This window comes from Synechococcus sp. W55.1, from assembly GCF_047461655.1.
GTDB lineage: Bacteria > Cyanobacteriota > Cyanobacteriia > Thermostichales > Thermostichaceae > Thermostichus.
The window spans coordinates 43,902-69,998 of record NZ_JANSHN010000003.1; the positions used below are offsets into that span (position 1 = coordinate 43,902).

The 26,097-nt window shown below is 59.3% G+C and carries 22 protein-coding genes; 10 read left to right on the top strand and 12 right to left on the bottom strand.

The genetic code is table 11. From position 1 onward, the window contains the following. Positions 1 to 25 precede the first annotated feature (25 nt). From NW816_RS02330 to NW816_RS02340, 3 genes are all read right to left on the bottom strand, one after another. The gene (locus NW816_RS02330) at positions 26 to 2,953 is read right to left on the bottom strand and encodes a GAF domain-containing protein (protein ID WP_414408114.1); all 2,928 of its coding nucleotides are present in this window, start codon (positions 2,951 to 2,953) and stop codon (positions 26 to 28) included. A 610-nt stretch (positions 2,954 to 3,563) separates the two neighbouring features. Continuing rightward, on the bottom strand, positions 3,564 to 4,187 hold the full coding sequence (locus tag NW816_RS02335; RefSeq protein WP_414408115.1) for an NADPH-dependent FMN reductase: 624 nt from the start codon (positions 4,185 to 4,187) through the stop codon (positions 3,564 to 3,566). 145 nt (positions 4,188 to 4,332) lie between these two features. Beyond that, positions 4,333 to 6,654 carry a spermidine synthase gene (locus tag NW816_RS02340; protein ID WP_414408116.1) on the bottom strand — a complete coding sequence of 774 codons (2,322 nt, stop codon included), beginning with the start codon at positions 6,652 to 6,654 and terminating at the stop codon, positions 4,333 to 4,335. 268 nt (positions 6,655 to 6,922) lie between these two features. On the opposite strand from NW816_RS02340, the gene NW816_RS02345 reads away from it, so the two are divergent. Then, complete coding sequence (locus NW816_RS02345) at positions 6,923 to 7,861, top strand: alpha/beta fold hydrolase (RefSeq protein ID WP_414408117.1); 939 nt, start codon at positions 6,923 to 6,925, stop codon at positions 7,859 to 7,861. Between the two features lie 67 nt (positions 7,862 to 7,928). Here NW816_RS02345 and NW816_RS02350 read toward each other — a convergent pair whose 3' ends face one another. After that, positions 7,929 to 8,411: a pyridoxamine 5'-phosphate oxidase family protein gene (locus NW816_RS02350; RefSeq protein ID WP_414408118.1), complete on the bottom strand. Its 483-nt coding sequence runs from the start codon at positions 8,409 to 8,411 to the stop codon at positions 7,929 to 7,931. Positions 8,412 to 8,610: 199 nt separating this feature from the next. Here NW816_RS02350 and NW816_RS02355 point away from each other — a divergent pair, with 199 nt between their 5' ends. After that, positions 8,611 to 8,832 (top strand): high light inducible protein, encoded by a 222-nt coding sequence (locus NW816_RS02355; RefSeq protein WP_414349692.1) that lies wholly within the window; start codon positions 8,611 to 8,613, stop codon positions 8,830 to 8,832. A 340-nt stretch (positions 8,833 to 9,172) separates the two neighbouring features. Here NW816_RS02355 and NW816_RS02360 read toward each other — a convergent pair whose 3' ends face one another. The 3 genes from NW816_RS02360 to NW816_RS02370 all read right to left on the bottom strand — a co-directional run bounded on the left by NW816_RS02360 (position 9,173) and on the right by NW816_RS02370 (position 13,945). After that, positions 9,173 to 11,359 (bottom strand): CHASE2 domain-containing protein, encoded by a 2,187-nt coding sequence (locus NW816_RS02360; RefSeq protein ID WP_414408119.1) that lies wholly within the window; start codon positions 11,357 to 11,359, stop codon positions 9,173 to 9,175. A 106-nt stretch (positions 11,360 to 11,465) separates the two neighbouring features. After that, entirely contained in the window at positions 11,466 to 13,604 is a 2,139-nt protein-coding gene (locus NW816_RS02365) for a polyribonucleotide nucleotidyltransferase (protein ID WP_011433060.1), read from the bottom strand. Positions 13,605 to 13,663: 59 nt separating this feature from the next. Continuing rightward, positions 13,664 to 13,945 (bottom strand): MoaD/ThiS family protein, encoded by a 282-nt coding sequence (locus NW816_RS02370; protein ID WP_414408120.1) that lies wholly within the window; start codon positions 13,943 to 13,945, stop codon positions 13,664 to 13,666. Positions 13,946 to 14,227: 282 nt separating this feature from the next. Between NW816_RS02370 and NW816_RS02375 the strand changes: the two genes are divergently transcribed. Next, a complete protein-coding gene (locus NW816_RS02375; RefSeq protein ID WP_414408121.1) occupies positions 14,228 to 15,142 on the top strand; it encodes an arylamine N-acetyltransferase family protein in 915 nt (304 codons plus the stop codon). A 71-nt stretch (positions 15,143 to 15,213) separates the two neighbouring features. Further along, positions 15,214 to 16,854: a 2-isopropylmalate synthase gene (locus NW816_RS02380; RefSeq protein ID WP_414349687.1), complete on the top strand. Its 1,641-nt coding sequence runs from the start codon at positions 15,214 to 15,216 to the stop codon at positions 16,852 to 16,854. Between the two features lie 130 nt (positions 16,855 to 16,984). Here NW816_RS02380 and NW816_RS02385 read toward each other — a convergent pair whose 3' ends face one another. From NW816_RS02385 to NW816_RS02400, 4 genes are all read right to left on the bottom strand, one after another. Continuing rightward, positions 16,985 to 18,013, bottom strand: a complete 1,029-nt coding sequence (locus NW816_RS02385; RefSeq protein WP_414408122.1) for an ABC transporter ATP-binding protein — start codon at positions 18,011 to 18,013, stop codon at positions 16,985 to 16,987. 137 nt (positions 18,014 to 18,150) lie between these two features. Beyond that, on the bottom strand, positions 18,151 to 18,354 hold the full coding sequence (locus tag NW816_RS02390; protein ID WP_414373364.1) for a phycobilisome linker polypeptide: 204 nt from the start codon (positions 18,352 to 18,354) through the stop codon (positions 18,151 to 18,153). Positions 18,355 to 18,520: 166 nt separating this feature from the next. Then, positions 18,521 to 19,006, bottom strand: coding sequence for an allophycocyanin subunit beta (gene apcB / locus NW816_RS02395; RefSeq protein ID WP_011433054.1), 486 nt, complete (start codon positions 19,004 to 19,006; stop codon positions 18,521 to 18,523). 63 nt (positions 19,007 to 19,069) lie between these two features. Beyond that, entirely contained in the window at positions 19,070 to 19,555 is a 486-nt protein-coding gene (locus tag NW816_RS02400; protein WP_414331342.1) for an allophycocyanin, read from the bottom strand. Between the two features lie 342 nt (positions 19,556 to 19,897). Between NW816_RS02400 and hslO the strand changes: the two genes are divergently transcribed. Continuing rightward, the gene (gene hslO, locus NW816_RS02405; protein WP_414382192.1) at positions 19,898 to 20,788 is read left to right on the top strand and encodes an Hsp33 family molecular chaperone HslO; all 891 of its coding nucleotides are present in this window, start codon (positions 19,898 to 19,900) and stop codon (positions 20,786 to 20,788) included. A 76-nt stretch (positions 20,789 to 20,864) separates the two neighbouring features. Then, on the top strand, positions 20,865 to 21,851 hold the full coding sequence (locus NW816_RS02410) for a glycosyltransferase family 2 protein (protein WP_414408123.1): 987 nt from the start codon (positions 20,865 to 20,867) through the stop codon (positions 21,849 to 21,851). Positions 21,852 to 21,867: 16 nt separating this feature from the next. Here NW816_RS02410 and NW816_RS02415 read toward each other — a convergent pair whose 3' ends face one another. Beyond that, positions 21,868 to 23,091: a YcjF family protein gene (locus NW816_RS02415; protein ID WP_414408124.1), complete on the bottom strand. Its 1,224-nt coding sequence runs from the start codon at positions 23,089 to 23,091 to the stop codon at positions 21,868 to 21,870. A 288-nt stretch (positions 23,092 to 23,379) separates the two neighbouring features. Here NW816_RS02415 and NW816_RS02420 point away from each other — a divergent pair, with 288 nt between their 5' ends. From NW816_RS02420 to NW816_RS02435, 4 genes are all read left to right on the top strand, one after another. Next, the gene (locus tag NW816_RS02420; protein WP_414408125.1) at positions 23,380 to 23,931 is read left to right on the top strand and encodes a Dps family protein; all 552 of its coding nucleotides are present in this window, start codon (positions 23,380 to 23,382) and stop codon (positions 23,929 to 23,931) included. 124 nt (positions 23,932 to 24,055) lie between these two features. After that, positions 24,056 to 24,334 (top strand): Asr1405/Asl0597 family protein, encoded by a 279-nt coding sequence (locus NW816_RS02425; protein ID WP_414408126.1) that lies wholly within the window; start codon positions 24,056 to 24,058, stop codon positions 24,332 to 24,334. Beyond that, positions 24,318 to 24,938, top strand: coding sequence for a (2Fe-2S) ferredoxin domain-containing protein (locus NW816_RS02430; protein ID WP_414408127.1), 621 nt, complete (start codon positions 24,318 to 24,320; stop codon positions 24,936 to 24,938). The genes NW816_RS02425 and NW816_RS02430 overlap by 17 nt, the downstream gene beginning before the upstream one ends. Positions 24,939 to 25,073: 135 nt before the next feature. Continuing rightward, the gene (locus NW816_RS02435; protein WP_414408186.1) at positions 25,074 to 26,081 is read left to right on the top strand and encodes a Gfo/Idh/MocA family protein; all 1,008 of its coding nucleotides are present in this window, start codon (positions 25,074 to 25,076) and stop codon (positions 26,079 to 26,081) included. Positions 26,082 to 26,097: the final 16 nt, after the last annotated feature.

Here is a 26,097-nt window from a genome sequence, read left to right on the forward strand (position 1 = left end):
GGCAAGGATGGGCCAAAGCCTTTTCCTACCTGGGGGGAAAGTGCTCCGCACCGCTGTCGCGAACGCGATGGGGCTCGTCGCTGCCCATCGGCATGAGCAGCCGAGAGACACAACGCCCATCGGAAGAGGGGTAAAAGGAGAGCTGACCCCCCATCCGTTGCACCACCCGTTGGCACAGGCTGAGTTCCAAACCAGGACTCACCGATAGAGGCGACTTGAGCAGAGGATCTGCGTAGATCACCTGCTCTGGCCCCAACTGAAGGGCGGCCATCAGGTGAGGGTCGAAGCTGCCCTGATCCACCACCAGCAGCTCTGCATAGCCAAAGTGCTCCGCACCGCTGTCGCGAACGCTGGCTTGGCTCCACAGATCCAGCCGCCCCCCTTCCGGGCTGCGCAAAATAGCGGCTGTCAACACCTCCCAGAGCACCATCTCCAGTCGTTCGGGATCCCCCTGGATGGTAAGGCTCATGTCCCCATGGGCCCGCGGCCATAACTTGCGTTTTTGGGTCAGGGCCTCCACTCGGCGTAGGCTTTTGCGCACCAAGGTTGCCAAGGGCACCGACCGCGACTGCGGCTGCACCTGCCAAGTTTCCGACTGCAACAACGGCCCTGTGGAGACGGTCAGATCCCGCAGCCCTCTGCCGATCTCCACCACCTTTTGCCAGCGGGTGGCTTCGTCTCCGGGAATCTCCGGCACCTGACCCAGGCGGCGCAGGCTGTCCAGAAGGGCATTCTGCATGTCCATCAGGCGGCGGTGTTTGTACCAGTTCAACTCCCTGAGCACCTCCTGCTGCTCTTGCAAAGTTTGCATCCAGAGCAAGCGCCGCACCGTCCAGCCGCAGGTCTGGGCGATCAACATCACAGCCGCCCGCTCGTCGGGATCCCAAACCTTGCCCGCTTCTGCCCCCAAGATCAAAACTCCCAAAGCTCCCGCCTGAGATTCCGTTGGGACAGTGTTGACCAGCAGCCAGGATCCCAGGCCGGCAGCAAAGTGCTCCGCACCGCTGACGCGACTGAGCCAAGTGCGGCTGGCAGGGGGGATCTGGGTGAGCGGGAGAGGTTCTGCTGACTGCAGCGCGTAGGCCAGTAGGGGATCTTGCAGATCGATCTCGGTGGGGCCGGTCTCCGTCCCGGCAGCAAAAGATGGCTGGAGCTGAGCCCGGCTCTCCCCCGGCTGCCAACTAACCATGAGCGCCAGAGGGATCCCCAGCAATTGGGCCGTCTGTCGAGTGGTAGTGGTGTACAGATCTGACAAGGTGGCCAAGTTTGGCAAGGTTGAACAAGTGGTGATCAGGCCCTTGAGCAACTGCTCTTGTCGTTGCCGGCGTTGTTCTGACCGAATTTGCCGCAGGATCACCCCCACCTGTTGGGCAATCCCCCGCAGCAGTTGCCGCTCTTCCCGGCTCCAGGCCCGTAGCTGGGGATGCAACACCAAGAGCAGCCCTTCCACGGGTGTGTTGGCCCCGGTATGGGTCAGCATCAGGGAACGAACTCCTGCCAGTTCCTGCCGCCAAGAGAGCAGGCGCAGATCTTGGTCGTAGTTTTCTGCCACCACCACCTCGCTGCGCATGAGATCCTGCCAGTCCTGGTCGCTCAGAGGGCTGAACTGCTGCGGCAAAGTCTGCTTGCCCTGTTGCTCCGCGACGCTGCGGTACTCGTAGAAGAGGCGGGGGATGGAGCTGTCGCTATCCACCGTCAACACGGCTACTGCACCGACTTTCAGACGCTGGCCCAGGCCGACAATGGCTTGCTGGAGAGCCTGTTGCAGCTCTGCCGGGTTGTAAACCGAGCGGCCCACCTGTTGCACAAACTCTTGGTCATCGGCCAACTGGCGAATGCGGCGATCCAGATTTTCCAGAGGGCTGGCCAGGGCCAACCCATTGGCGGCAGCGGCCACCAACTGTCGCTCAGCGGCTTGCCAGGTACGGGGCACATCGGATTGCACCCAGATAAACCCCAGCAGATCCTTCTCCAGCAAAATCGGGGCTGCCAAAACAGCCTGGGCTCGCAACTGCTGCATCAGCTTGGGGGGAACCTCAGAGCGAGTCGTCCCTGTGCCGCCCACCACCACCTGGCCATCGGCGAGGGTGTAGTACATGTCCCCCAATTCCCGCAGCGAAAGGCTGACCTCTCCTGTCGGCCCTGCTCCGACTTTCTCCGCCCCGCTGTCGCGAACAGCTTTGGGGACGCTCCCGTGGGGAACGAACTGACCCTGGCTGCGCTCGTGCCAATACACCTGAATGTGGACAGCGCCCAGAAAAGACTGTAACTCCTGCCTCACCAGGCTGACCCGTTCCTGCAGGGATCCCACCTGGCGCATCGCCGTTCCCAACCTCAGGAGCGGATCCTCAAGGCGCTTTTCGGTCTGCTGTTGCCAAGCGTTTTCCAACTCTTGCAGAGAAGCTGCCAACTGCCCCAGCAAAATCCCCAGGAGAGCCTTTTCGTCCTCACGGGTGGTAACCCCCCACATTTGGGATCCCAACATCAGGATCCCCAAGCAGCGCCGCCGTCCCACTGCCGTTCGCGACAGCGGGCCGTAGGCCGAGAAGGGATAAATGAAACAGCCCTGGATCCCGCCCAGTCGCCTGGCCTCCCGCTGCCAAATGCCCATGCGCGGCTCCTGAGAGAGGTCAGGCAGGCTGATCGGTCGCTGCTCGATCACCACCTGCTCCAGGATCTCCCCCGGCTGTAGAGGATGCACCGCCCGCAGTAGGGTTTGATCCTCAAGAAGGGTCACTCCCCCCTGACCCACCAACTGGTGATTTGGATAGTCGTAAAAGGCCAGCCAGATCAGCGGCGCCCCAAACACCGCCCCGACATAGTCGAGGGTGAGCTGAATCAGCCCATTGGCATCCGTTTGCTCTCGCATCTGTTGCAATGTCGCTTGCAGGGCCACCAGGGGAGATATTGACCCAGCTCTATCCGAAGAATAAGGGGGAACAGACTGAACCATACCTGTGTGGATCTATTCCGCAGGTTCCTCTGCAAGCCAATGCCGTATCAGCCAGACTTCAGCTCGTCTCTGTTATGAGCCTTCTCGTCTCCCTGCTTCCTTGTTACTGGGCAACACTGACACAAAAAAGCGAGGAGAAGCGAGCCCGGACTTGTTGCTGTTTGAAACAACTATAGCCCCCAGATGAAAGGCTGGGTAGCAATAGGGGCAGCCGAAGTCTTTGACATGCTCCCCCGCCTAAAGGCAGGGGATTCCGGTTCCTGGTTCTGCGACAACTTGCCGTGTTGGGTTGCCCCTCCACAACAGCGGTGCTCATCTCCCCAGGCGTTCCCCCAAGCGCTACGCGCCACTGATGCAAGCGCAGGGCGGTTTCCTCTCGCGCCAGCGGGACAGAATCCTTATGCCCTTAGGTACCGTTGCGAACAACAACTAAAAAACCTATTGAGGTTGCATCCAGTCGTGAGACTGTTGGGCTTAAGGCCTACGGCCCGCTTACGCGAATAGAGCGGTTGATTACCCTGCCGCTGCGGGCAGCATAGCACACAGCCGCCCTAAAGCGCGGGGCTTTAGACCCAGTTTTTTGGTAAGTGATTAAGTAATTAATTTGGGGTTAATTGTGGGAAGGCTTCACAACTGGGATCCCGCGCAGCTTGTGAGTATGGGTCACCAAGCTCTGGACAAAGTGTTGAAAGCGCTGTTGTAGCTTCTCGTCTTTGAGATTGCCTTGCTCGTCAAAAGCGTTCCAAGCCCGACCGATGGCGATTTGCTCTGGGATCACCCAGCCATGCACCCAACGCACAATCAAGCGCATCTGGTTCAGGGTATTGCTGTTGCTCTCGCCGCCCAAAACGCTGATCAACCCGAAGACCTTGCCCTCCAGTTGCTCAAAGCTCAACAGATCCAGGGCATTTTTCAGGCTGCCGCTGATGCCGCCGTGGTATTCCGGGCTGGCTAGGATGATCCCATCCGCCCGCTTCATGGTTGCTTGTAAGACCGCCACATCGGGATAATCTGCATAGGATTCCGAGCCATCCACAAAGGGCAACTTCATCTGCCGCAGATCGAGGATGTGCAACGGGATCCCCAACTTCTCAAACTCGCGCCGCGCCACCTCCAGCGCCTGGTACGTCAGGGAATTGGGCCGCAAGCTGCCCCCGATTGCCACGAAACGAGCCGCAGAGGTTTCAGCCATGGTGGTTTGAGGATTGCCAGTGAGGGCTTGTAGAGGAGACATGGGCCGGGTTCCTGAGCAGACATTAGTTACGTTGCAAACAATCATAACTCATACCAACTCCGAGTTGTAAAGATTTCTTTAACTTTTCTGCTCCCCAACCCTAATGCATTCGCCGAAGCGTTGCATAGCGATAACAGCCGGATTCCTATCCAGAACTGGGGATCTGGATACCTCTCGGCAAAGGGATCCGGGGCCAACGGATCACCTGCAGCAGGTTGGAAAAATCATCCCGCCAGACGGGATCCCCGGCCTGGGGCAAAAGGGGCTGCCAGGGATCCAGTTCCTGCAGGACTCCAGAGTTTTGGGCCAAAGGGCTCCGCCCTGCTGAGGCGGTCGTCGAAGCGTCGCGCGGCGATAACAGCACCCAGTGGGAAGGGGCCAGCCCCGCCTGGCGTTGCTCAGGGGAGAGATCCCGGTGGTCTTGGTGCCAAGCGTGAAGCTGCAGGGATCCGGCCAGGCCAGCCAACAGCGGGGCCAGGTCGAGGTGGCGGTTGGTGATGTTGAAGAGCAGCCAGCCGTGGGGCTTGAGCTTGCTGAGGTAGAGGGCCAAAGCCTCTTGCGTGAGCAAATGCACCGGCACTGCGTCAGAGCTGAAGGCGTCCATCACCATCAGGTCATAGCTGCCCTCTGGGATCCCCTTGAGGCTGAGCCGGGCATCACCGAGGATGACCTGCACCCGCGCCCGCGTCTGGGCCCACCGGAGATAGGAAAAATAGCGCCCCGCCCAATCGGCCACGGTGGGATCCAACTCGAAAAACGTCCACTCATCCCCTGGCTCGGCATAGGCGGCCAACGTGCCGATCCCCAGCCCCAATACGGCAATAGCGGGCATGGGAGCCACAGCCTGGGCTCTAAACGCCGCAAACACCTGCCCAACGGGCCCAGGCCGAGCGAAATAGGTCAGCGGCTCCAGCGCTTTTTCCGGGTCCAAGTTTTGGCTGCCGTGTAGGGTGGTGCCGTGCAGAAGGCCACGAAAGGATCCCTGCTCAGTTTGGTATTCCACGATCCGGTTGAGGCCGAAGGCGCTGCGCTCGCTGTGGATCACCTGCAGTCCCGGCTGCAGCCAGGGTTGCCCCAGCAGCACAACCAACCCCGCCATTGCTCCCACCCAACCGACCTTGGCCTGCCAGCCAGGGGCTCCGCTCTGCTGCTGTGAACGGCTCTCCCCTGACACCAACAGCGCCAGCACCGCCCAGCCCAACGCCAAACCCACCCCAGCGCCCACCTGCAGCAACGCCTGCGGTTGAAAGTGCAACAGCAGCAAAGGCAGGAGCAGCCCCAGCCCCAGCCACAGGCCCACCCGCCCCCCCTGCGCCCCCAGCACGGCCAGCGACATCCCCAGCAACAGGGGATATTCCAGCACCGTCTCGAACACCTGCGGTGCCAAGAGGGCAGAGAACATTCCCCCCAAACTCCCCCCCAAAGCCAGCCACAGGTAAAACTGCGTCAACTGCTTCACCGGCGGGCGACGGCAAGCTAACCGGCTGTGGCAGCCCCAGCTCACCAGCCCAAAGGTGATCAGATGCAGCGGCAGAAGCAAAAAACCGGGCCTCACCCAGCCCAAGACCTGTACCCCCACCGCCCCGCAGGCCAGAAGAGCTGTTGTTCCCAAAACCCACTCATTGGGGTGGATCCCCCCGAAAGCCAGCATGAGTGTCAGCAGATAGATCCCCAGAGGAATGGCCCACAACAGGGGCACTGCCGCCACGTCGGTGGTCAACAAGGTGGTGACCGCCACCAACAGGCCCGCCGGCAAAAAAGCCAGACCCGCCCAGCGCCAACGCTCTCGCCAGGAAACAGTCAAATCCCCCGGAGCAGCGCCGGATCCCTGGGAATCTGCCCCGCGTTCTTGTTGCTCCGCAACGCTGTTGCGACTGAGCAGCAGACCCACCCCGCTTAGCAGCACCAGGGCTGCCACCAGCGCGTAGGATCCCGTCCACAGGTGAGTTTGCCCAGCCAAAGACAGGCGGGGCTCCAACAACAGCGGGTACCCCAGCAGCCCGCCCAAGCTGCCGGCATTGCTGGCCACATAGAGAAAATAGGGATCCAAAGCCTCCCGTTGCCCCGCGACCCCTCTTGCCGCCAACCCCCGTTGCAGCAACGGCGTCGTCGCCGACAGGAGAAACAGCGGCACTCCAGCTCCCAAAGTCAAGTCTGCCAACAGAGCGAGAGGGGGCCACACTTCTTTCGGTTGGCCGGGGATCCCCAATTGAAAGGGCAAAAGCCTCAGACCGGCCAGCAACAGGATCCCGTGGATTAGCACCCCCATCCTGGGATTGAGCCCGCGCCCCAGCCGGTCTGCCCACAGGTAGCCCAGCAGCAGGGTGGCCTGAAAAAAGGCCAGGCAGGTATTCCACACCAGGGGGGATCCCCCCCACAGCGGCAACAGCAACTTGCCCACCAACAACTGTCCCCAGAAGAGGCAAAAAGCGCTACCAAACAAGCTGAGGCCAACTAGCCAAACCAAAGCCGACCCACCGCAAAACCCTCAACTGCCAGTATTCCCCACTTTCTCCCGGAAGCTTGAGATGGGATGTTGTAGCCGCTTGGTGGTGCCCCTTGGGATCACCCAACTCAGAGGAAGGCCGATCCTTGTTCCTCGATTCAAGTGCGCCAACGGGTGGAAGGGGGCCACCCTCCGCCAGTACTCTCAGTTGCCCCGATCACAAGGACTTTGTCCCGCTGTCGCGAACGGTTAGGATCGCAACGCTGACTCAAACCTACACTGCACCCCCATGTTGCCATGCAGCGCCAACGCGAACACAGAGCATCGCTGGCTCTGGCGTGACCAGCCCATTCGCTACCAACAGTCGGGATCCACAGGCCCAGCCGTGTTGCTCATCCATGGCTTCGGGGCCAGCAGCGACCATTGGCGGAAAAATTTGCCGGAGCTGGGGCAGCACTGTCAGGTGTATGCGGTCGATTTGTTGGGGTTTGGGGGATCCGCCAAGCCCCTGCCGGGATCCCCTTTGCCCTACACCTTTGAGACCTGGGGATCCCTGGTGGCCGATTTTGTGCGGGAGGTGATGGGCCAGCCGGCCTACCTGGTGGGCAACTCGATTGGGGGCATCGTGGCTTTGCAGGCGGCGGTTCTGGATCCAGCCCAGGTTTTAGGGGTAGCGATGTTGGATCCCTCGCTGCGGCTATTGCACGAGCGGAAACGGGGCCAGGTCTCCTGGCTGCGCCGCCGGTTCACCCCTTTGCTTCAATCCCTACTGGGGTGGCCTCCCTTCGGTCGTTTCTTCTTTGCTCAGGTGGCCCAGGCTAGGGCCATTCGCAATATCCTCCTCCAAGCCTACGGGCGCAAAGAAGCGGTTACCGAGGAGCTGATCCAGCTTTTGCTCAAACCCGCTTTGGAGCCGGGGGCGGCAGAGGTCTTTTTGGCCTTTGTGCGCTATTCTCAGGGGCCTTTGGCTGAAGATCTCTTGCCTCAGCTCACCTGTCCCGTCTTGATCTTGTGGGGGGAAGCGGATCCCTGGGAACCCATTGCTCTGGGGCGGGCCCTGGCAGAGTTTCCTTGCGTGGTGGGGTTCATCCCATTGCCGGGGGTCGGCCATTGCCCCCAGGATGAAGCCCCCGAGCTGGTCAACCCGCTGCTGTTGGACTGGATCCGGGATCCCACCCGAAAACCTGAGAAAGGACTCCATTCTCTCCCCCCAGAAGAGGGGAGCTAGGAAGCGGCGCAGCAAGAGCTTCCCTGGGCTCAAGGATGGCGCGGGCTGCCCTTGGAATTCTCATAATCTACGCCCGACCAAGGTGCTCCAGTTGATCCAGGTTGGGGCCCCTCAGCCGGAATGCCTGGCCAAACCCCTGGATGAAGCTACCAGTTTTGGGGACGATCTGACAGAAGTGAAAATCCGCCAAGCCCAGGATCATCTCGGCAATCTCGTACTTGGCGCGATAAAGGGCCTCAAACCCCTGCGCTTGCGCCTCTTCGCGGCTGAGAAACTGGGCTTCTCCGCTCACCATCACCCGCGGCAGGGCGTGGTTACTGCGGGGATCCCCTGGCGTAGGCGGCTCGTGGATGAGTAGCGCGGCCCGGGGATCCGCCCGCAAAGCCTGGGTGTGGGCAGAAAGATCGCTGATGACAATGGCAAAGCGCAAGGGATCCCGCTGTACCACAAAAGGCACCAACGACACCGCCGGGGATCCCTGCTCCAGCACCGCCAAGCTGGCCACCGGCTGGCCATCCAGCAGCATATTTAACTGTTCCAGCACCGACATGGTTGTCCTCCAGTCCCCTTGCTATTATCAGCTCCCCTGTACTGGGACAAGAGCCACAACCCTGCTTACAGGCTGTTCCTGGCCTGGTTGAACTCTGCCCGGCAGCTCGGAACATTGGGCGTCAACAACGTTGTAAATAAAACTTTACAATCCTATGCAAAGCGAGCTACGCTGGTGAAGAAAGCACAAGGAGAACCCTATGACCCGATATCGCTCCGTTGTCGTCGAAGAAGGTGGTCGGCTGAACAACTACGCCATCGAGCCGGAAATGTATGTGGACAGCACCCCCCGCGTGGGCTTCACCGAATATGCAGAGCGCTTGAACGGGCGTTTGGCAATGATCGGCTTTGTTGCCCTGATCCTGTTTGAAGCTCTGTCCGGTACCACCCTGCTCGGCTGGCTGCAATCCCTGGGCCGATAAGCCAAAGAACGCTTCCTAGGAAGAGGGCTGTCTCTAATCGCCGATTGACTGTTCGCGATAGTGGGACGGAGTCCTCACTTTGCTGCACAGTTCTCTACAACCTGATGTGCAAACGCTAGGCAGTTGTGCGAGTGTGCAGAGAGCGGGTAGTTAGGTTTATGTTTCTAGACCCCAGCTACCGTTTGAAATGTACCCCAAGCTCTGGGGGAACTAACGCCTGTGGAGACTCCTCTGGCGGGGTGGTAGGTCTAAAACCTACCGCTAGTCAAGGGTTGCTGAAGCAGGAAGAAAGCAACAGCGCTGAGCAAAAATCTGTTCTGTTCAGTGCTGTGTAGGTCTTTCAGAGCGGCATCTCCCAGTGCAGCTCGACATGGGTATGGCCTTCTGGGGTGCGGGTGCGATGCCAGGATCCCTTGGGTAGATAGCGGGCGATGGTGTTCATGGCCTTGCTGCCGTAGCCGCCGCTGAGGCTGGGAGCGTACTCGATACCGTCATTGACCACAGAAAGGCAGCAGTGGCGATTCGTTTGGGCCAGCGACACTCTGACAAAGGAAGCATTGCCTTTGGGGGGTTGCACGTGGGCGATGACATTGCCGATGGCCTCTCGCAAGAAGCGCAAGATGTCTTCTCGCTGATCAAGCCACTCGCCGGTGTTGGGCTCCTGCAGAGGTTGCAGTTGGCGCTCCACAGACAGCGTCAGGCTGCCCGCTTGGATCAGCTCGTCCAGATAGATCTCGATGCCGCGATGCAACCCCTCTCGCAAGCTGGGGGAGATGCGCAGCTTGGCAGCTAGAGTGCGCACATCGTTGAGCTGATTCCGGATCCCGCGTCCGATCCTCTCCAGTTGCTCGAGCAGGTGGTCGTAGACGGTGGGGTCGGGCGACCTGCCTTGCTGCTGCTGCCATTGCAAGCTCTCCAAGTCGTCCATCACCACCTTCAACTCCTGCAGCTCCCGATCGTGAATGTCGGTGGCTACCCGGTAAAGCAACTTGCGGGCTTGGTCGATAGCTGCCTCCTGTTCGGCCCGACGCAGACGCTCCAATTCCTGCTGTTGGGCCAAGAGCCGCTCCTGATTCTCCACAATGACCAAAGTGAGCAGCAGGCTCACCCCCGTTAGCCCACTGGCCAGGGCCGGCAAGACGAGAGGCCAAACCCAACGCCCCAGTAGAAACTGGGCCACAGCCCACCCTTCGTAAACGGCAAGCCCCACCACAGGCCGCAGGAGAAACTGCTGTTGCTTCCAGCCCCAAGGGCTCAAAAGTGCTCCGCACCGCTGACGCGAACGTAGGGGGGGACGATAAAGCACCAAAAGCAGTCCCGTTCCCACTCCCAGCAGCAAAACCACCGCAACCGCCACCCCCCCCGGCACGGATTGGTAGACCTCCCCGGTGAGCAGGCTGGAGAGGACTTGCGCCTGCAGCTCCACCGCCGCAATCTGGGATCCATCCGCAGTCCGCACTGGGAAGGTTTCGGGGTAGCCGCCCACAAAACCCACCAGGACAATTTTGTCCCGCAATTGGTCGGCAACTTCGGGATCGAGGGGAGGGATCCCTTCTTGGCCGCGGCAGGCTTGGCTGGGGTTGATCATCGGGGCAACAGACCCGGATCCTGCCTGGAGAACAGCTGGAGGGCAAACCCGTTCGATGGGGATGATGGGGATCCCGTGCTGGGAGCCGAGGGGGTTGAATTGAATCGGCTGCAAACCCCGTTCTCGAAACCAGCGGCTGGCCCGCTCCGGGTCGTATTTGGCAAAAGCCAGAGCCTCGACCGAGGCGAACATCTGCTCCTCTTGGCTGTCGCGGCGCAGGTAGAGCCCCCGCAACTGGGCCTGGCGCAGGATCCCGGCCCTATCCACCCGATATTGCACCACCCCCTGCACATGCTCTGGCGGCACCAGGTACTCCAGCCGCAGAGAAGAGAAGGGCAGAAAATGGTTGTAGATGTTAATCTCGGAGCGGCCAAAGCTCTCGCTGCTGCGGGTGGCCAGGACCAAGCGATCTGGGTAGCGCTGCACCACCTGACGCAGAGGGGCATCTAAGTTCTCGTTGCCCAGGTTTTGAGGTACCACAAAGCTGCTGGGCAGGTTTAGCACCACCACCCTGGCCTCAGCTTCTTCCAGTAGACGCAACGTCAGGCCGGCGTAGTTGGCCCGTTCCAGAAGGAAGTCAACTTGATGTTGGCCAAGGTGCTCTGCACCACTGGTGCGGCCATTGCTTTCCCCCTGTCCGCTGTTCCCGTTAGCGGGAACGTGCTCCGCACCGCTGTCGCGATCGAGTCCTATACGACCATCAATGCCGACGATCACCACCTCGGGAGAAGGCTGCTGAGGGCCACGCCAAGCGTACAGCCACTCCTGGGCGTCGCTCTCCATCCGCACCAACAAAGGATGCTGAGCGGAAAGGTTAAGCAGAGCAGCCCAACCCAAGCCCCAAGCCAAGGCCCAGCCCAGCCGTCGCCGGGAGGGGGATGGTCGAGCCGGAGAAGTAGGGCTTTGGCCAGCGAGCAAGTGGGGGATAGAATCCGGCATACTGCAAAGTGCTCCGCAACCCCGACGCGAACGGCACTGCAGACGCGGAGCTAGTTGCCATTCTGGCAGCTGCCGAGGCCCCCGTTGCTGGGGGAAAACCGCAGCCTCAGTGGTGATGGTTGCGCACCCGCGCTGCTTCCTCAGGGCTAATGCCGAGGCGAGTGAGGTTGATACGGCCTTTGTGATCGATGCTGCGCACCTTGACCACCACCTCATCTTCCACAGCCACCTCGTCTTCCACCCTGCCGACGCGGTACTCCGCCAGTTGCGAAATGTGGATCATGCCCTCTTTGCCGGGCAAAAACTCCACAAAAGCGCCGATGGGGATGATGCGGGTCACCTTGCCCAAATACACTTGCCCCTCTTCCACCCGCCGCACCAGATTTTCGATCATCGCCCGCGCCGCCTCCGCCTGGCCGCCCACCGAGGAAGACACGGTGATTGTGCCGTCGTCGCTGATGTCCACCTTGGCCCCTGTCGCTTCGGTGATGCCGCGCACGGTCTTGCCACCGGGGCCGATGATCTTGCCGATGTCCTCCGGATCCACCTTGAACGTGAGCAGACGGGGAGCCGTTTTGGCCAACTGGGGTCGAGGCGCAGCAATCGTCTCCAGCATCTTGTCGAGGATGAACTCGCGCCCGGCCTTGGCTTGCCGAATGGCCTGCTCCACCACGTCAACGGTGATGCCGGTGATTTTCATGTCCATTTGCAGAGCGGTGATCCCCGCCCGCGTACCGGCCACCTTGAAGTCCATGTCGCCCAGAAAGTCCTCGATCCCCTGGATGTCGGTGAGGATGCGCACCTCATCTCCCTCCTTAATAAGGCCCATGGCCACCCCGCTGACCGGCGCTTTGATCGGCACCCCGGCATCCATTAGGGAAAGAGTGGAGCCACAGACGGATCCCATCGAGGTGGAGCCGTTGGAGGAGAGCACTTCCGAGACCACCCTCACCACATAGGGAAACTCCTCTTCCTTGGGCAGCACCGGCACCAAGGCCCGCTCCGCCAGCGCCCCATGACCGATCTCCCGCCGTCCCGGCGAGCGTGAAGGCCGCGTTTCTCCCACCGAAAAGCCCGGAAAATTGTAGTGGTGCATGTAGCGCTTCTCATCCACCGGGTGCAAGTCGTCCAGCTCCTGGGCATCGCCGGGGGTGCCGAGGGTGGTAATGGAAAGGACTTGGGTGAGGCCGCGATTGAACAAGGCACTGCCGTGCACCCTTGGGATCAAACCCACCCGGCAAGAGACCGGTCGCACCTCGTCCAGCTTGCGTCCATCCACCCGCACCCCCTCTTGCAGGATTTGCTGGCGCATCAGCTTCTTGAGCAGAGCCTTGAACTGGTTGTCCAACTCTTTGGGGTTTTCCAGAAGATAGAGCCGCAAGGGATCCCCCTCTGGCCGTTCCTGGATTTGGGCCTCCAGCTTGGCCTTGAGCTCCTCCAGTTGCTGTTCCCGGCTGGTCTTGTCCAAAAACTGCCTGAGAATGGAGCGAATGCCCTCCTGAGCCTGCTCTTCTACAAAGGCAATCAGCTCCTCGTTTTTGGGGGGAGGGGGCAGCTCTACCGGGGTGATGTTGAGATCCGCCAGGACTTGCTGTTGGGCTTTGAGCAGCTCCTGGATGGCCTCAAAACCAAACTCGATGGCCTCCACCACATCCTTTTCCGGCAGTTGGTTGGCCCCGGCTTCCACCATGATCACGCCATCGGCACAGCCGGCCACCACCAGATCCAGATCGCCCGCCTCAATTTCGGCATAGGTGGGGTTGAGGATAAATTCATCCTTGACCAAGCCCACCCGCACCGCCGCCACGGGGCCATTGAAGGGGATGCGAGCGCCGTGAATGGCTAACGAGGCTCCCAAAATACACAACACATCGGGCGGCACCGTATCGTCCACCGAGAGGGTGGTGGCCACCACCTGCACATCATCCCGCAGCCATTCCGGGAACAACGGACGAATGGGTCGGTCTATTAAGCGAGAGATCAAAGTGGCCCGTTCCGGTGGCCGGCCTTCTCGCCGCAGATATCCCCCTGGGATCCGCCCCGCTGCGTAGAGGCGCTCTTCGTAATCGACCAACAAGGGCATAAAATCAACGCCAGGCCGGCCTGGCTGCCGTGTGGCGGTAACCAAAATCGAGGTTTCGCCCGAAGTCAGCCAAACCCCACACCCTGCCTGGGGGGCCATCAGCCCAATATTGATGTCAATTTCCCGCCCATAAAAGGAAATCGACCGAGTGTATTCTGCCATGTAACGCTTCGCCTTCTTTTTTTCTTGCCGCTATCGTAGCATTCTCCTTTTGCTCCTTTTCAGCCCCCGCTGACCGGAGGGATCAGAACGACTTCGTCTCCCGCCGATAGGGGAGTGTCGGCAGCTACAAAATTGAGGTTGAGACCGAAGCGCGTTTGGGAGCGCCAAGGAGCTAAGCTGGGGTAGCGCTGGATCAGTTGATCGCACAGTTGCCCGACGGTGGTACCGGGGCTCACCTGCAGGCACATTTCAGTTTGTCCGATCACTTCTTGATAGATGGCAAAGAGCTTCAGCGTGATGGAAAAAAGCTCATCGGGGGCTGGATTTTGGGCAGCAACCATCGACAGTGCTCCCACCTGCTTTGAACGATCTTGTGGACAATCTTGGGCAATCTTTGGCCGGTTTGTCCACCAGAATCCTCTGCCCATATCCTGGCCATCAGGGATCCCCACAACCCCAGAAAAATCGGCTCTGGAGAAGCGAAAAAATACCCGCCTCCTAGATCCCGGTGAGGGGTTGGGGCGTCGCCCAAACAAAACTGTTCTTTTAGCTCTGGCCGGGGATCCGGGGCAAGGCTAGGGTAGGCCAAAAGCTTGCTTGGCAGCCAACCGGCTTCTGTGCTGATGCTAGAGCCACTGACCCCCTCCCAAATCAGGGCCTACTTGGATCGGATCGGCTACGTTGGCTCCACCCAGCCCACCCTGCAAACCCTCCGCCAGATCCACCTAGCCCACCTGCTGCGGGTGCCGTTTGAAAATCTGGACATTCATCGGGGTCGTGCCATTCGCCTGGAGCGGGATTTCTTGTTCCAAAAAATCGTCCGGGAGCGGCGGGGTGGGTTTTGCTTCGAGCTGAACAGCCTGCTGGCCGCTGCCCTGCAGGGGATGGGGTTTTCGGTACACCTACTCTCAGGACAGGTGAGCCGGTCGGAGTTCGATGTCCGCTTTGGGCCTGAGTGCGACCACTTGGCTGTGCAGGTGAACATTGGCGATACAGCCTGGCTGGCAGATGTGGGGTATGGGGATGCCTTTCGCGAACCGCTGCGGCTGGGGGATCCTGGGGTTCAGGCCCAGGCTGAAGGACGCTACCGCCTCACCCCTTGGCCAGGGGATCCCACTGCTTGCCGTTATTGGCTCATTCAGCAGGAACAGCCGGATCGCACCTGGAAAACTCTATTTCTTCTGGATCGGATCCCACGCTCCCTGCAGGAGTTCGAGCCCATGTGCCACTTTCACCAAACTTCGCCAGAATCGATGTTTACCCGGCTGCGCCTTTGCACCCTAGCCACTCCGACCGGACGGGTCACCCTCACCGCCCGCGCCAATGGCTCTTTTAAGTGGATCGAGACCACCCCAGAAGGCCGCTGGGAACGCCCTCTCAGGGATGAGAAAGAGTATGAACAACTGCTCGCCTGCGCCTTCGGGATCTGCCTTCCCCCATCTCCTGCCGCCGCTGGGGATCCCAGGGGAAAGGTTGCAAGACCCAAGCCCAATGACGTCTCAACAGAGCCCACCCAAATCTTCCCCAAACAAGGCTAGAACCCCTGCCAGTTAATGTCCCAGTTAATGTCAGAATAATGAGGTAGTGTTTCGTTATCCCAGTAACCGTTATGGATGCTGCCGCGGTCGCCGGGTTTGATGGCCAAGCCTTGGATCATGTACTCATTTTCGACACCACCCTGCGAGACGGGGAGCAGTGCCCCGGCGCCACCCTCAACACCGAAGAGAAGCTGGCCATTGCCCGGCAGTTGGCCCGGCTGGGCGTCGATATCATCGAAGCGGGGTTTGCCTATGCCAGCCCCGGTGACTTCGAGGCTGTGCAGAAAGTGGCCGAGCAGGTGGGAACGCCCGATGGCCCCGTGATTTGCAGCCTGGCCCGCGCCCTCAAGCCGGACATTGAGGCAGCCGCTGCAGCCCTAAAGCCCGCTGCCAAGCCCCGCATCCACACCTTCATCTCCACCTCCGACATTCACCTGAAGTATCAGTTGCGCAAAACCCGCGCTGAGGTGCTGCAAATTGCCGAAGAGATGGTGGCCTACGCCAAGTCCTTCGTGGAGGATGTGGAGTTTTCCATGATGGATGCCACCCGCTCTGACCCAGAGTTCCTATACCAGGTCATCGAGGCGGCCATTCGGGCGGGGGCCAAAACCATCAACATCCCCGATACCGTCGGCTACGTCATGCCGGAGGAGTTCGGCCAACTGATCAAGGGCATCCGCGAGAACGTGCCCAACATCAAGCAAGCGATCCTTTCTGTGCACGGCCACGACGATCTGGGCGTCTCGGTGGCCAACTTCTTGGAAGCGATTAAGCAGGGCGCCCGTCAGGTGGAAGTGACGGTCAACGGCATTGGTGAGCGGGCCGGCAACACAGCCCTGGAAGAGTTGGTGATGGCCCTGCACGTGCGGCGCAGCTACTTCAACCCCTACTTCGGCCTGCCGGTGGACTCCGAGAAGCCCCTCACCCACATCAAAACTCAGGAGATCTATCGCACCTCCCGCCTGGTCTCTAACCTCACCGGCATGTTGGTGCAGCCCAACAAGGCTATCGTCGGCTCCAACGCCTTTGCCCACGAATCTGGCATCCACCAGGACGGCATGTTGAAGAACCGCCAGACCTACGAGATCATGGATGCCCAGACCATCGGCCTGCAATCGAGCACCTTGGTGTTGGGCAAGCACTCGGGCCGCAACGCCTTTCGCACCCGCCTCAAAGAACTGGGGTTCGAGCTGTCAGAGCAGGATCTGAACAAGGCCTTCTTGCGCTTCAAAGAGCTGGCTGACAAGAAAAAAGAAATCTCCGACCTGGATCTGGAAGCGATTGTTAACGACGAAACTCGCCCGGTGCCCGAACTCTACCGCCTGGAGCATGTCCAAGTGGTGTGTGGCAATCGAGAGGCTCCCACTGCCACGGTGCGGCTGGTAACCCCGGAAGGGGAAGAGCGGGTGGACGCTGCCGTGGGCACAGGCCCGGTGGATGCGGTGTACAAGGCCATCAACCGCATTGTCAATATCCCCAACAAGTTAATCGAGTTTTCTGTCCAATCGGTTACTGCCGGCATCGACGCCATTGGGGAAGTCACCATCCGCCTGCGCCACGAAGACCGCATCTTTTCCGGCCATGCCGCCAACACCGACATCATCGTCGCTTCGGCCCAAGCCTACATGAATGCCCTCAACAAGCTCTACTCTGCGCTGCACGCGGCACGCTCGACGGCTGACCAGCGCGAGGCTGCTGCCCAGAAGATCTGAGGGAAGGGTTAGGGAATCCCAGTCATTTCCAACAAAGCTGGGATCCTTCGCTGCTGACCCTCACCCCCAGCCCCTCTCCTCTTGGGGAAGAAGGGAGCCCACGCTCAACCTAACCCTGTTGCAAATGACCCTATGGGCTGGCCGAAGGGATCCCATCCGCAAACACCCGCCCGATCACTTCTTCGATGGGCGGGTCGGTTACCGTTAGATCCAGCACATCCAGCTCTGCCAAGAGCTTGGCCACCGTCTGGGTAAGCTGCTCCCGCTGCACCCACAGCCGCGCCTCACAGCTGCCCGGATCCCCGTCCGTGCGCACCTCTCCATAGGGCTGCAGTTGGGCCACAGGGCAAGGGCGAGCCAATTTCAACCTCACCTCTCGGTAGGGGGCAAAGCGCTCCAGCAATGCCTCGAGGTCGCCATCGTACATGAGCTGCCCCGCGTTGATGACCAGCACCCGTTGGCACAGCGCAGTAATATCGGCCATGTAATGGCTGGTCAACAGCACCGTTGCTCCATAGCGGCGGTTGTAATCCCGCAGAAATTGCCGCACACCGGCCTGGGCGTTGACATCCAACCCCAAGGTGGGCTCGTCCAAAAACAAGATCTGCGGGCGGTGCAACAGAGCCGCCAACAGCTCCGCCTTCATCCGCTCCCCCAAGGAAAGCTTGCGCACTGGTTGCTTCAGCTTGCTTTCTAGGTCGAGCAGCTCCGCCAGCTCCCCCACCCGCTCCCGAAACTCCTTCTCAGGGATCTCGTAAACGGCAGCGTTGATGCGCAAAGAGTCCATTGCCGGCAGATCCCAAATGAGCTGCTGCTTCTGCCCCATCACCAGGGTGATCTGCCGCAAAAACGCCGGCTCCCGGCGGTAAGGCACATGACCCACCACTTGCACCGTGCCGCCGGACGGATAGATCAAACCAGTCAACATCTTGAGGGTAGTGGTCTTGCCCGCCCCGTTGGGCCCCAAAAATCCCACCATCTCCCCCGGCTGAACTTGAAAGCTCACGGACTGCACTGCCGGGATGTGGCGATAGGTGCGGCGAAAAAAGTGGCGCAGGGTGCCAACCACTCCGGGATCCTTGACGGCCACCGGGTAAACCTTGCTCAGGTTGTGGGCAGCGATGATTGGCTCCAACCGGGTCGGCACATCAGTTGACATCTGTCCTTACCCCCACGAAATAGCCAGACCCGCTACCCCAACCCCAAGGGCAAATCTTCTGGAGCTGGGCATACCGGATCTGCAGAGGGCTATTTCTCAGTATCCGAGGGAAAGCAACGAACGAACGAATAGGGGAACTACAGCAGTCCTACGTCCATCCCGGGCTTACCCGTGGCCAGCTCCACCTTCAGGATGCGGCCACCCGATTTCTGGATGCGCTGCTGCTCCCGAAACCAGTTGTCGTAGGGCACCAGTTTGGTGAAGTAGGTATTTTGCAGCTCCCGCTGGGTGCGAATCCGGGTTTGGCTGGGCACACAGGCCGTGATCTTAAACATGCGCATGATATGGGATCCCCGCTCAACAACAAAATGGGCTATCTTGACCAGCAAAACAGGCGACTCACCCCAGAAAGCTCGCGTACTTCAGCTAGCACACCAGATCCCTGTGGCAAATCGCCCGCCGTGCTCGTTGAAGAATGCACCTCCCCTGAGGCAATGACGCCGGGAGTTAGCTCAGGCCAGAGCAGATGTAATCGAAGTACACCCCCATTTCCTTGCCGGCCTCAGCACCCACCAGAGCGGCAGTTACCTCTTTCATGGCTTGGATGGCCTGGATGGTTGCCCCAATGGGCACTCCCAGGGAATTGTAGGTCTCCTTGAGCCCGTTCAGCACCCGCTCGTCCAGAATGGAGGGATCCCCGGCCAGCATGGCGTAGGTGGCGTAGCGCAGGTAGTAGTCCATGTCGCGGATGCAGGCAGCATAGCGACGGGTGGTGTACATGTTGCCGCCAGGACGGGTGAGATCAGAGTACAGCAACGCCTTGGCAGCAGCATCCTTGACGATGGTGGAGGCATTGGCCGCGATGGTGGCAGCCGCCCGCACCCGCAGCTCGCCTGTGGCGAAGAAGGCTTTCAACTTCTCCATGGCCGAGCTGTCCAGATACTTGCCTTGAACATCGTAGCTGTTGATTACAGCAGTAATTGCGTCTTGCATGATGAGCTTCCTAAATCCAAATCGACGAACAGCAAAGGGTTGTGCGGCAAAAACAATGAGGGATTAGCTCATTGCCCCCACCACAAAGTCGAAGTAGTAGCCGGCTTCAGCCGCATCGTCAGGAGAGAGCAGACCCATGGCCACCTGCTTCATTTGACGAATGCTCTCGGCCACCGCCGGAATGGGTGTGCCCAAAGAGTTGTACATCTCGCGAACACCCACCAGGCCGATCTCTTCGATTGGGGTGACATCGCCGGCAATGACACCATAGGTGATCAGGCGCAGGTAGTAGTCCATATCCCGCAGGCAAGTCGCCGTCATCTCTTCCCCGTAGGCATTGCCCCCCGGAGAGACAATGTCAGGGCGCTTCTGGAAGAGCTGGTCGGCAGCTTGTTTGACGATGCGCTCACGAGACTCGGTTAAGACTTGAGCAATGCGCAACCGCTTCTCACCCGAGGCAACAAAGGACTTGATCCGATCCAGTTCCCCCGGGCTGAGGTAGCGGGCCTCCGCGTCCGCGTTCACAATCGATTTCGTAACAACACTCATGGATATCCATCCTCAAGTCGATTTTTTAAAGAGTATGACGAGCATACCCGCAAGTTATTTTCCGATATGCTTGCCGTCTGCCATCTCAGATCTTCACACTTCTTAAAATCTCTCCCAGAAAAGGGACAGTCCCATTCCCGCCCCGACAGGGCAGTTCCCTCCCCAAAGTCCGGCAAGAGAGGGGCTACAATCTCACTTAGACTCACTTAGAATGAAGGCTGAGTCGCCAGGGGATCCCTGCAGGCTTGGTTTAAGACATGCGTTGAGGTTGCGATGACGGATGCCTCTGGGTCAGAACGATTGAAGCGAGCGAAAGGTATTTCTGAGGGTACGCCCTCATCTCTGCCGGATCACCTCATCCGGGCCACGGCGGCAGAAGGCAAAATCCGAGTGGTGGGCTTGGTGGCCACCCAGGCGGTACAAGAGGCAAGGGAGCGGCACAAGCTCTCCTATGTGGCGACAGTGGCCTTGGGGCGGGCCATGAGCGCAGCCCTGTTGCTGGCGGCCAACTTGAAGCGACGCCAGGCGCGGATTAACCTGCAACTGAAAGGGAATGGCCCCTTGGGCAACATCTGGGTGGATGCCGGCTTGGATGGCACGGTACGCGGGTATGTGAGCAACCCCGCCATTGAGCTTCCTCTCACTGCCGAGAGCAAGTTGGATGTGGGCCAAGCCGTTGGGCGCTATGGCTACCTCCATGTGCTGCGGGATCTGGGGTATGGCCAGCCTTACACCAGCGCGGTGGAGCTGGTTTCGGGAGAGGTGGGAGACGACATCACCTACTACCTCTCCTCCTCAGAGCAGATTCCCTCGGCAGTCCTTCTGGGAGTAAATCTCGACTCACAGCGGGTACGCGCCGCCGGCGGAGTGTTGTTGCAGCTGATGCCAGGGGCGCCGGCCAGTCTGATCCCAGAGATGGAAGCCCGTTTGGCCAAAGTGGAAGAATTTAGCCCGATGTTGGCTGGTGGCGGCGGCTTGCGGGAGCTGTTGCAAATCTGCCTGGGCGACTTGGATCTGAAAATTGCGCCGGAAATGCGCACCATCCGCTTCTACTGCAAGTGCAATTCCGACCGAGTGAAGGGGGCTCTGCGCATGTTGGGGCGGGACGAATTGCTCGATATGATCCACACCGATAAGGGGGCAGAGGCAGTTTGCCACTTTTGCAACGAGGTTTATCGCATCTCAGAGGATGAGCTGCGCTCGATTGTGGCGGAGATGTCGGCCACCCCCTAATGGCAAAATGATGGCCAACTACGGGATCCTCATTGTTTTCTGACACCTCTCGATGTTGTCTGAGCCCCCGGTTGAGTTGGTTGAATTATCGGTTGTTGTCCCCTGCAAAAATGAGGCGGACAACCTGGAACACCTGTTTGAGCGTCTGCGGCAGACCTTGGATCCTTTAGGGATTCCCTACGAGATCATTTGTGTCAACGATGGCAGCCAAGACAACACGCTGGAAAAGCTCATTGCCTTCCATCGTCGGGATCCCCGTATCAAAGTGGTGAACCTTTCCCGGTGTTTTGGCAAGGAGATCGCCCTCACCGCCGGCCTCGATCACGCCTCTGGCAACGCTGTCGTTCCCATCGATGCCGACCTGCAAGATCCGCCAGAGCTGATCCCGGAGATGCTGCAGCAGTGGCGGCAAGGCTATCAGGTGGTTTATGCAGTGCGTCGCAGCCGCCAAGGGGAAAGCTGGCTGAAACGCTTGACTGCCAACGGGTTTTATTGGGTGATCGATCAACTCAGCCAGGTGCGGATCCCGCGCAATACAGGAGATTTTCGGCTGCTGGATCGGCAGGTGGTGGAGGCGATTAAGCAACTGCGGGAGCGCACCCGCTTTATGAAAGGGATCTTTGCCTGGGTGGGCTATCGTCAGGTGGCCATCTTTTACGATCGGGCTCCCCGTTTTCGCGGCAAAACCCAGTGGAACTATTGGCGGCTCTGGAACCTGGCCTTGGAAGGGATCACCTCCTTCAGCTCCTGGCCCTTGCGGGTGTGGAGCTATTTGGGTCTGGGGATTTCCGTGCTGGCTTTGCTCTACGGTCTTTTTCTGATCATCCGTACCTTGCTGTTTGGATCCGATGTGCCCGGCTATGCTTCTTTGGCGGTGATGACTTTGTTCCTGGGCGGGATCCAATTGATCAGCCTGGGCGTGATTGGGGAATACTTAGGCCGCATTTTTGAAGAGGTGAAGGGACGACCTCTTTATTTAGTGCAGGGAACTTTTGGGTTCAAGACCTCGGCAGCCCATCCCGTTTGCAACCCAGGCGCGATGCACGTCCAAAAGTCTGGGTAAATAAGTTAGGGAGAAATTACGCCCAGTCCTCACTTTTGAGGGTGCGGCGTTTGGAATTCATATATTCTCGATACTCTCGCACAAAGATGTCTTGAATCTCCGACTGAGATAGCTGAATCCCTTTGATTTTGGCGCAGGCGATGGCTTTCATGAGCTCAATGTAGGCCAAGCCAAGGGAAAGGGTTAGGGTGGCTGCTGTGGTGGATTGGATAATGCCGCCTGCAATGGGTCCCGCGCCGGGAAGCAACTTCAGCAAGTTCGAGACAATAGACCGTCCGGTTAGTGTTGCTGCCCCAGTGCCCGCCAAAGCCGCCATCAAGGAGTAGTAAAATTCAGGGGAAGCCTTGTAACCAAAAATAAAGCTGATATTGGCAATCATGCCGATTTGAGCAGCCACCAATAGAGGTGCATCGGCAAAGGGAAGGGGAGCTGCCCCGATAAACGCTGCACTGGCCACATACCCCGACACATACTTAAAAGCGGCATCGGCTTTCAAATCGACCCGCAGCAATTGCTGTTGAATAAAGGCAAGACGGGCAATCTCCGGCAGCAGCTCCACAGTGCAGCCAATCAACTCCTCCAGTCCATGAGAAGGAATGGTGATTTGCCGGTTGATGACTTTGTCGCGAGCCAAGACAGGAACGATGTATTTGACGGGCAGGTTTTGGCCCTGCAGGTACCTATAAAACTCACTTTCTTCAGGGTCAGAGTATTCCAGGCACTGAGTTAAAACCAGGATGACCGGCACACTTTTCAGATCCAACTCCTTCAGCCATTCTCGCTCGGTTTCCTCTAGGCGCTTCAGCTCATGATGAATGCAGTACCAGATCACGTGAATGTGATGCTCGGGTTCCTGAAAACGCAGCTCTTCAATAAGCTTGGCCACCTCTAGGCAGATCTCGGTATTTGCCAATTCCATCCCCGGTGTGTCGTAAATGGTGATCGGGCAGTCTTGCTTGGAGTATTTGCGAATATGACGGGTAACAGGCTCGCCGACACCGGTTTTGGCCAGCTCATCTTTGAAAACAGCATTGACCAGGGTACTTTTGCCTACCCCCGTTTTGCCAATCACCATGACGTTGCAGCGGCCCAACTCTGCCTGCGCTTCTGGGAAGCTCTCCTTCTGAGACAGCCACTTCCACAGAGATTCAAAAACTTCTGGGCTGCTTCGGGCACGGTCAACCGTTTGGCGGGTTAGGTCAATCAGTTTGTCCAGAAGGGATGGGCTTTTCTGAGACATGCTTCTTGCTCTGGCTTCCTCGAGGCTGATAGCCCCACAAGGGTAGCCCAGGGGGGATCCTACCGCCAAGTTTCTTCCTATACAGGAGACTGCCCCAGCAAAGAGCAAATCTGTCCGCGCCCTGATCCCGCTCAGCGGGATCCGCAACAACGGGTTTATTGAGAGTTATTCACAAGAGCCATTTTCTGCACTATGCTAGATTTGGAGGCAAACACCCAGGGATCCCAGGCCCGTTGTGGCGGGCGCTCTAGGATTCACAGCTCCTTTTAACTTGTGCTGGAGAGTTTTATGTCCGAAACTTCAACCCTGCGCCAGTCTTTCAACAGCGTGCGCGACAATCCCGTCCTGCTCGGCACCGAGGTAACCCAGCCGGTTTGCGAGGGGATGAACGCCCTGCTGGCCAGCTTTCAGGGGCTGTACTTGCAGTACCAGAAGCATCACTTCGTGGTAGAAGGCACTGAGTTCTATCCGCTGCACCAACTCTTCAAAGATCACTACGAGCAGGCGAGGGAGCATGTCCACGACCTGGGAGAACGCCTAGAAGGGCTGGGAGGTGTGCCGGTAGCCAGCTTTGCCACCTTGGCCCAGCTTTGCTGCTTTACCCCTGAGCCAGATGGAGCTTTTGAGGCACGGCAAATGTTGATGAACGACCTGGCGGCAGAGCAGGCCATCATCGATCTGCTGCGGCGGCAGGCAGCCCAGGCGGAGAGCCTTGGGGATCGGGCCACCCGCTACCTCTACGAGCAGATCCTGTTGAAGACAGAGGATCGCGCCTTCCATCTCCATCACTTCCTGGCCAACGACAGCCTGGTGTTCGGCTTGATGAACAGCAGAGCCTAGCCAGAAGGTCCACAGGTGGGCTTGAGCCTGCCTGGTTTCCGACCTCTGGCTTTTTTTTGAAAAGCTATTGAGAATCTGTTTCATTTCTCTGCCATTCTTTACCTCTGAGGTGCTGATCCCGGCCATGAACCCCGCCTTTCTGGACTCTGAGCGCGGTTATCTTTTGGATATTCCTCTGGGCGAGCGCTGGCGCATCGGTCGGCGGTTAGTGGAATTGGGGATCCCGGCAGTTTGTACGGGAGATGGCCGTCTGCGGGTGGAGGCGAGTACTCCGTTGGCCGTTCTACAGGTGCGCAGCGTGATCCGTCAGCACACAGCGCGACGACAGGAGCTATTGGATGGCCTAGAGGCTTGTTGGCAGCTCAACACGGAGGCTGGGGGTCAAGATGAGCAAGTTTCCTAAGCAAGGGATCCCCTTTGAGTCGGAAGGCCGGTTTTTGGGATTTCTTCCCGATAAAGACGGCAAGCTCAAGTACCTGCGTTGGCAAGCCGGAGCGGACGTTTTTTCCGGCAAGATCCCCAAGCCCCTGCGTTCTGCCCTTTACCGCACCCTCAAACCTGGCGATGCGGTGCAGATCTCGGGGGAGCGAGAAGTGGATCTGCACAAAGGGCGAGAAAAATGGGTGCTTTACCGGGTGGTTCCCCTCGGAGAGAAGGCGGAGGGTATGTCTTTGACGACAGCTCCAGCTTCCGGGGGTGAGACGGAGCCGGTTGTCCCAAAGGTCAAAGGTAAGGTGCTGGTCTGCCAGAAATCCGACTGTTATCGGCGGGGGGCCGGAGCGGTGATGCAAGCCTTGAACTCCCATTTGGCCGCCTACTCCGGTTCGATTTGCGTGCAGGGGGTGGGCTGCATGAAAGATTGTAAACGGGGCCCCCATGTGGTGTTTATGCCCGACAAGGCTCGTTATAGCGGCGTTTCCCCCCAGGGGATCCCGGCTTTGTTGGAGCGGCATTTTCCGCTTTCCTCGCCGCAACCCCAAGAGGTTGAAGCAGCAGCTTCTTCCTAACGCCCATGGGATCCCCACCGGCGAACAGCTCTGTGAGGTAGGCACAAAATCAAAGGGTGCAGCAGGAGTTTTCCGGCAAACCTAGGCGGAGCGAGATCCGGATTGCCGGGTGGTACAAAGGATCCCTGCTGTGTGATGCTGAAGACAGGGCTAGGCGAGGGGAGGGAACAGACCTTGCGGGTGGGGATCATCGGCACTGGCTATGCCGCTCGCTCACGGGCTGAGGCAGTGAGCAAGGATGGCCGAGCGCAGGTTGTGGCGATTGCCGGTCGACATCCAGAGCGGGCAAGCTCCTTTGCGGCTGAATTTGGGGCGGTGGCCTGTCCAGATTGGCCTGCTCTGCTCCAGGATCACCGGCTGGATCTGGTCTTTGTCAGCACCATCAATCGGGATCATGCCGCCATGGCCCGTGCTGCTCTGGAGGCCGGGATCCACACCGTCGTGGAATATCCCCTTGCCTTGAGCGCTGCTGAAGCACGTTCTTTGGTGCAATTGGCAGCCGAGCGGCAGGTGCTGCTGCACGTCGAACACATTGAGCTGATCAGCGGCGTCCACCTGTTGCTGAAACGAGAGCTGGAAGGGCTGGGCAAGCTCTTTGCCGTCCGCTACATTACCCTCACCGCCGCCCACCCCGCCCCCGACCGCTGGACCTATCGGCCTGAGTTGTTTGGCTTCCCTCTCATAGGGGCTGTTTCTCGCATCCACCGCTTGGTGGACTTGTTGGGCAAGGTGGAACGGGTGAGCTGCCAACTGCGCTACGACGGGCCGGACCTGCCCCACCGCTACAGCAGTTGCTACTGCACAGCCCAACTGAGTTTTGCCAATGGGTTGCTGGCGGTGTTGACGTATGGCAAGGGGGAATCCCTGTGGTGTTCCCAACGGCTGTTGGAGTTTCACGGCCAACGGGGGGGCCTGTTGATCAACGGCGAAGAGGCAATGTTGTTGCGGCCCGGCAGCGCCCATTCTCTAGAGACGGGATCCCGCCACGGCCTCTTCGAGCAAGACACCCGCATGGTGCTGGATCACCTGCGCCACGGCAGACCCCTCTACATCAATACCGAAAACATGCTCCACGCCCTGGCAGTGGCCGAGGCAGCCGAGCGATCTGCCCAAACCCAGCAGGTGGTTCCCGTTCAGGATTGATCCCAGAGTCAAGACC

Bases quoted from the DNA above. Each gene is read 5' to 3' on its own strand.
- NW816_RS02330 (WP_414408114.1), bottom strand. From the start codon at position 2,953: ATGGTTCAGTCTGTTCCCCCTTATTCTTCGGATAGAGCTGGGTCAATA.
- NW816_RS02335 (WP_414408115.1), bottom strand. From the start codon at position 4,187: ATGTCTCCTCTACAAGCCCTCACTGGCAATCCTCAAACCACCATGGCT.
- NW816_RS02345 (WP_414408117.1), top strand. From the start codon at position 6,923: ATGTTGCCATGCAGCGCCAACGCGAACACAGAGCATCGCTGGCTCTGG.
- NW816_RS02350 (WP_414408118.1), bottom strand. From the start codon at position 8,411: ATGTCGGTGCTGGAACAGTTAAATATGCTGCTGGATGGCCAGCCGGTG.
- NW816_RS02355 (WP_414349692.1), top strand. From the start codon at position 8,611: ATGACCCGATATCGCTCCGTTGTCGTCGAAGAAGGTGGTCGGCTGAAC.
- NW816_RS02360 (WP_414408119.1), bottom strand. From the start codon at position 11,359: ATGCCGGATTCTATCCCCCACTTGCTCGCTGGCCAAAGCCCTACTTCT.
- NW816_RS02365 (WP_011433060.1), bottom strand. From the start codon at position 13,604: ATGGCAGAATACACTCGGTCGATTTCCTTTTATGGGCGGGAAATTGAC.
- NW816_RS02370 (WP_414408120.1), bottom strand. From the start codon at position 13,945: ATGGTTGCTGCCCAAAATCCAGCCCCCGATGAGCTTTTTTCCATCACG.
- NW816_RS02375 (WP_414408121.1), top strand. From the start codon at position 14,228: ATGCTAGAGCCACTGACCCCCTCCCAAATCAGGGCCTACTTGGATCGG.
- NW816_RS02380 (WP_414349687.1), top strand. From the start codon at position 15,214: ATGGATGCTGCCGCGGTCGCCGGGTTTGATGGCCAAGCCTTGGATCAT.
- NW816_RS02385 (WP_414408122.1), bottom strand. From the start codon at position 18,013: ATGTCAACTGATGTGCCGACCCGGTTGGAGCCAATCATCGCTGCCCAC.
- NW816_RS02390 (WP_414373364.1), bottom strand. From the start codon at position 18,354: ATGCGCATGTTTAAGATCACGGCCTGTGTGCCCAGCCAAACCCGGATT.
- apcB (WP_011433054.1), bottom strand. From the start codon at position 19,006: ATGCAAGACGCAATTACTGCTGTAATCAACAGCTACGATGTTCAAGGC.
- NW816_RS02400 (WP_414331342.1), bottom strand. From the start codon at position 19,555: ATGAGTGTTGTTACGAAATCGATTGTGAACGCGGACGCGGAGGCCCGC.
- NW816_RS02415 (WP_414408124.1), bottom strand. From the start codon at position 23,091: ATGTCTCAGAAAAGCCCATCCCTTCTGGACAAACTGATTGACCTAACC.
- NW816_RS02420 (WP_414408125.1), top strand. From the start codon at position 23,380: ATGTCCGAAACTTCAACCCTGCGCCAGTCTTTCAACAGCGTGCGCGAC.
- NW816_RS02425 (WP_414408126.1), top strand. From the start codon at position 24,056: ATGAACCCCGCCTTTCTGGACTCTGAGCGCGGTTATCTTTTGGATATT.
- NW816_RS02430 (WP_414408127.1), top strand. From the start codon at position 24,318: ATGAGCAAGTTTCCTAAGCAAGGGATCCCCTTTGAGTCGGAAGGCCGG.
- NW816_RS02435 (WP_414408186.1), top strand. From the start codon at position 25,074: ATGCTGAAGACAGGGCTAGGCGAGGGGAGGGAACAGACCTTGCGGGTG.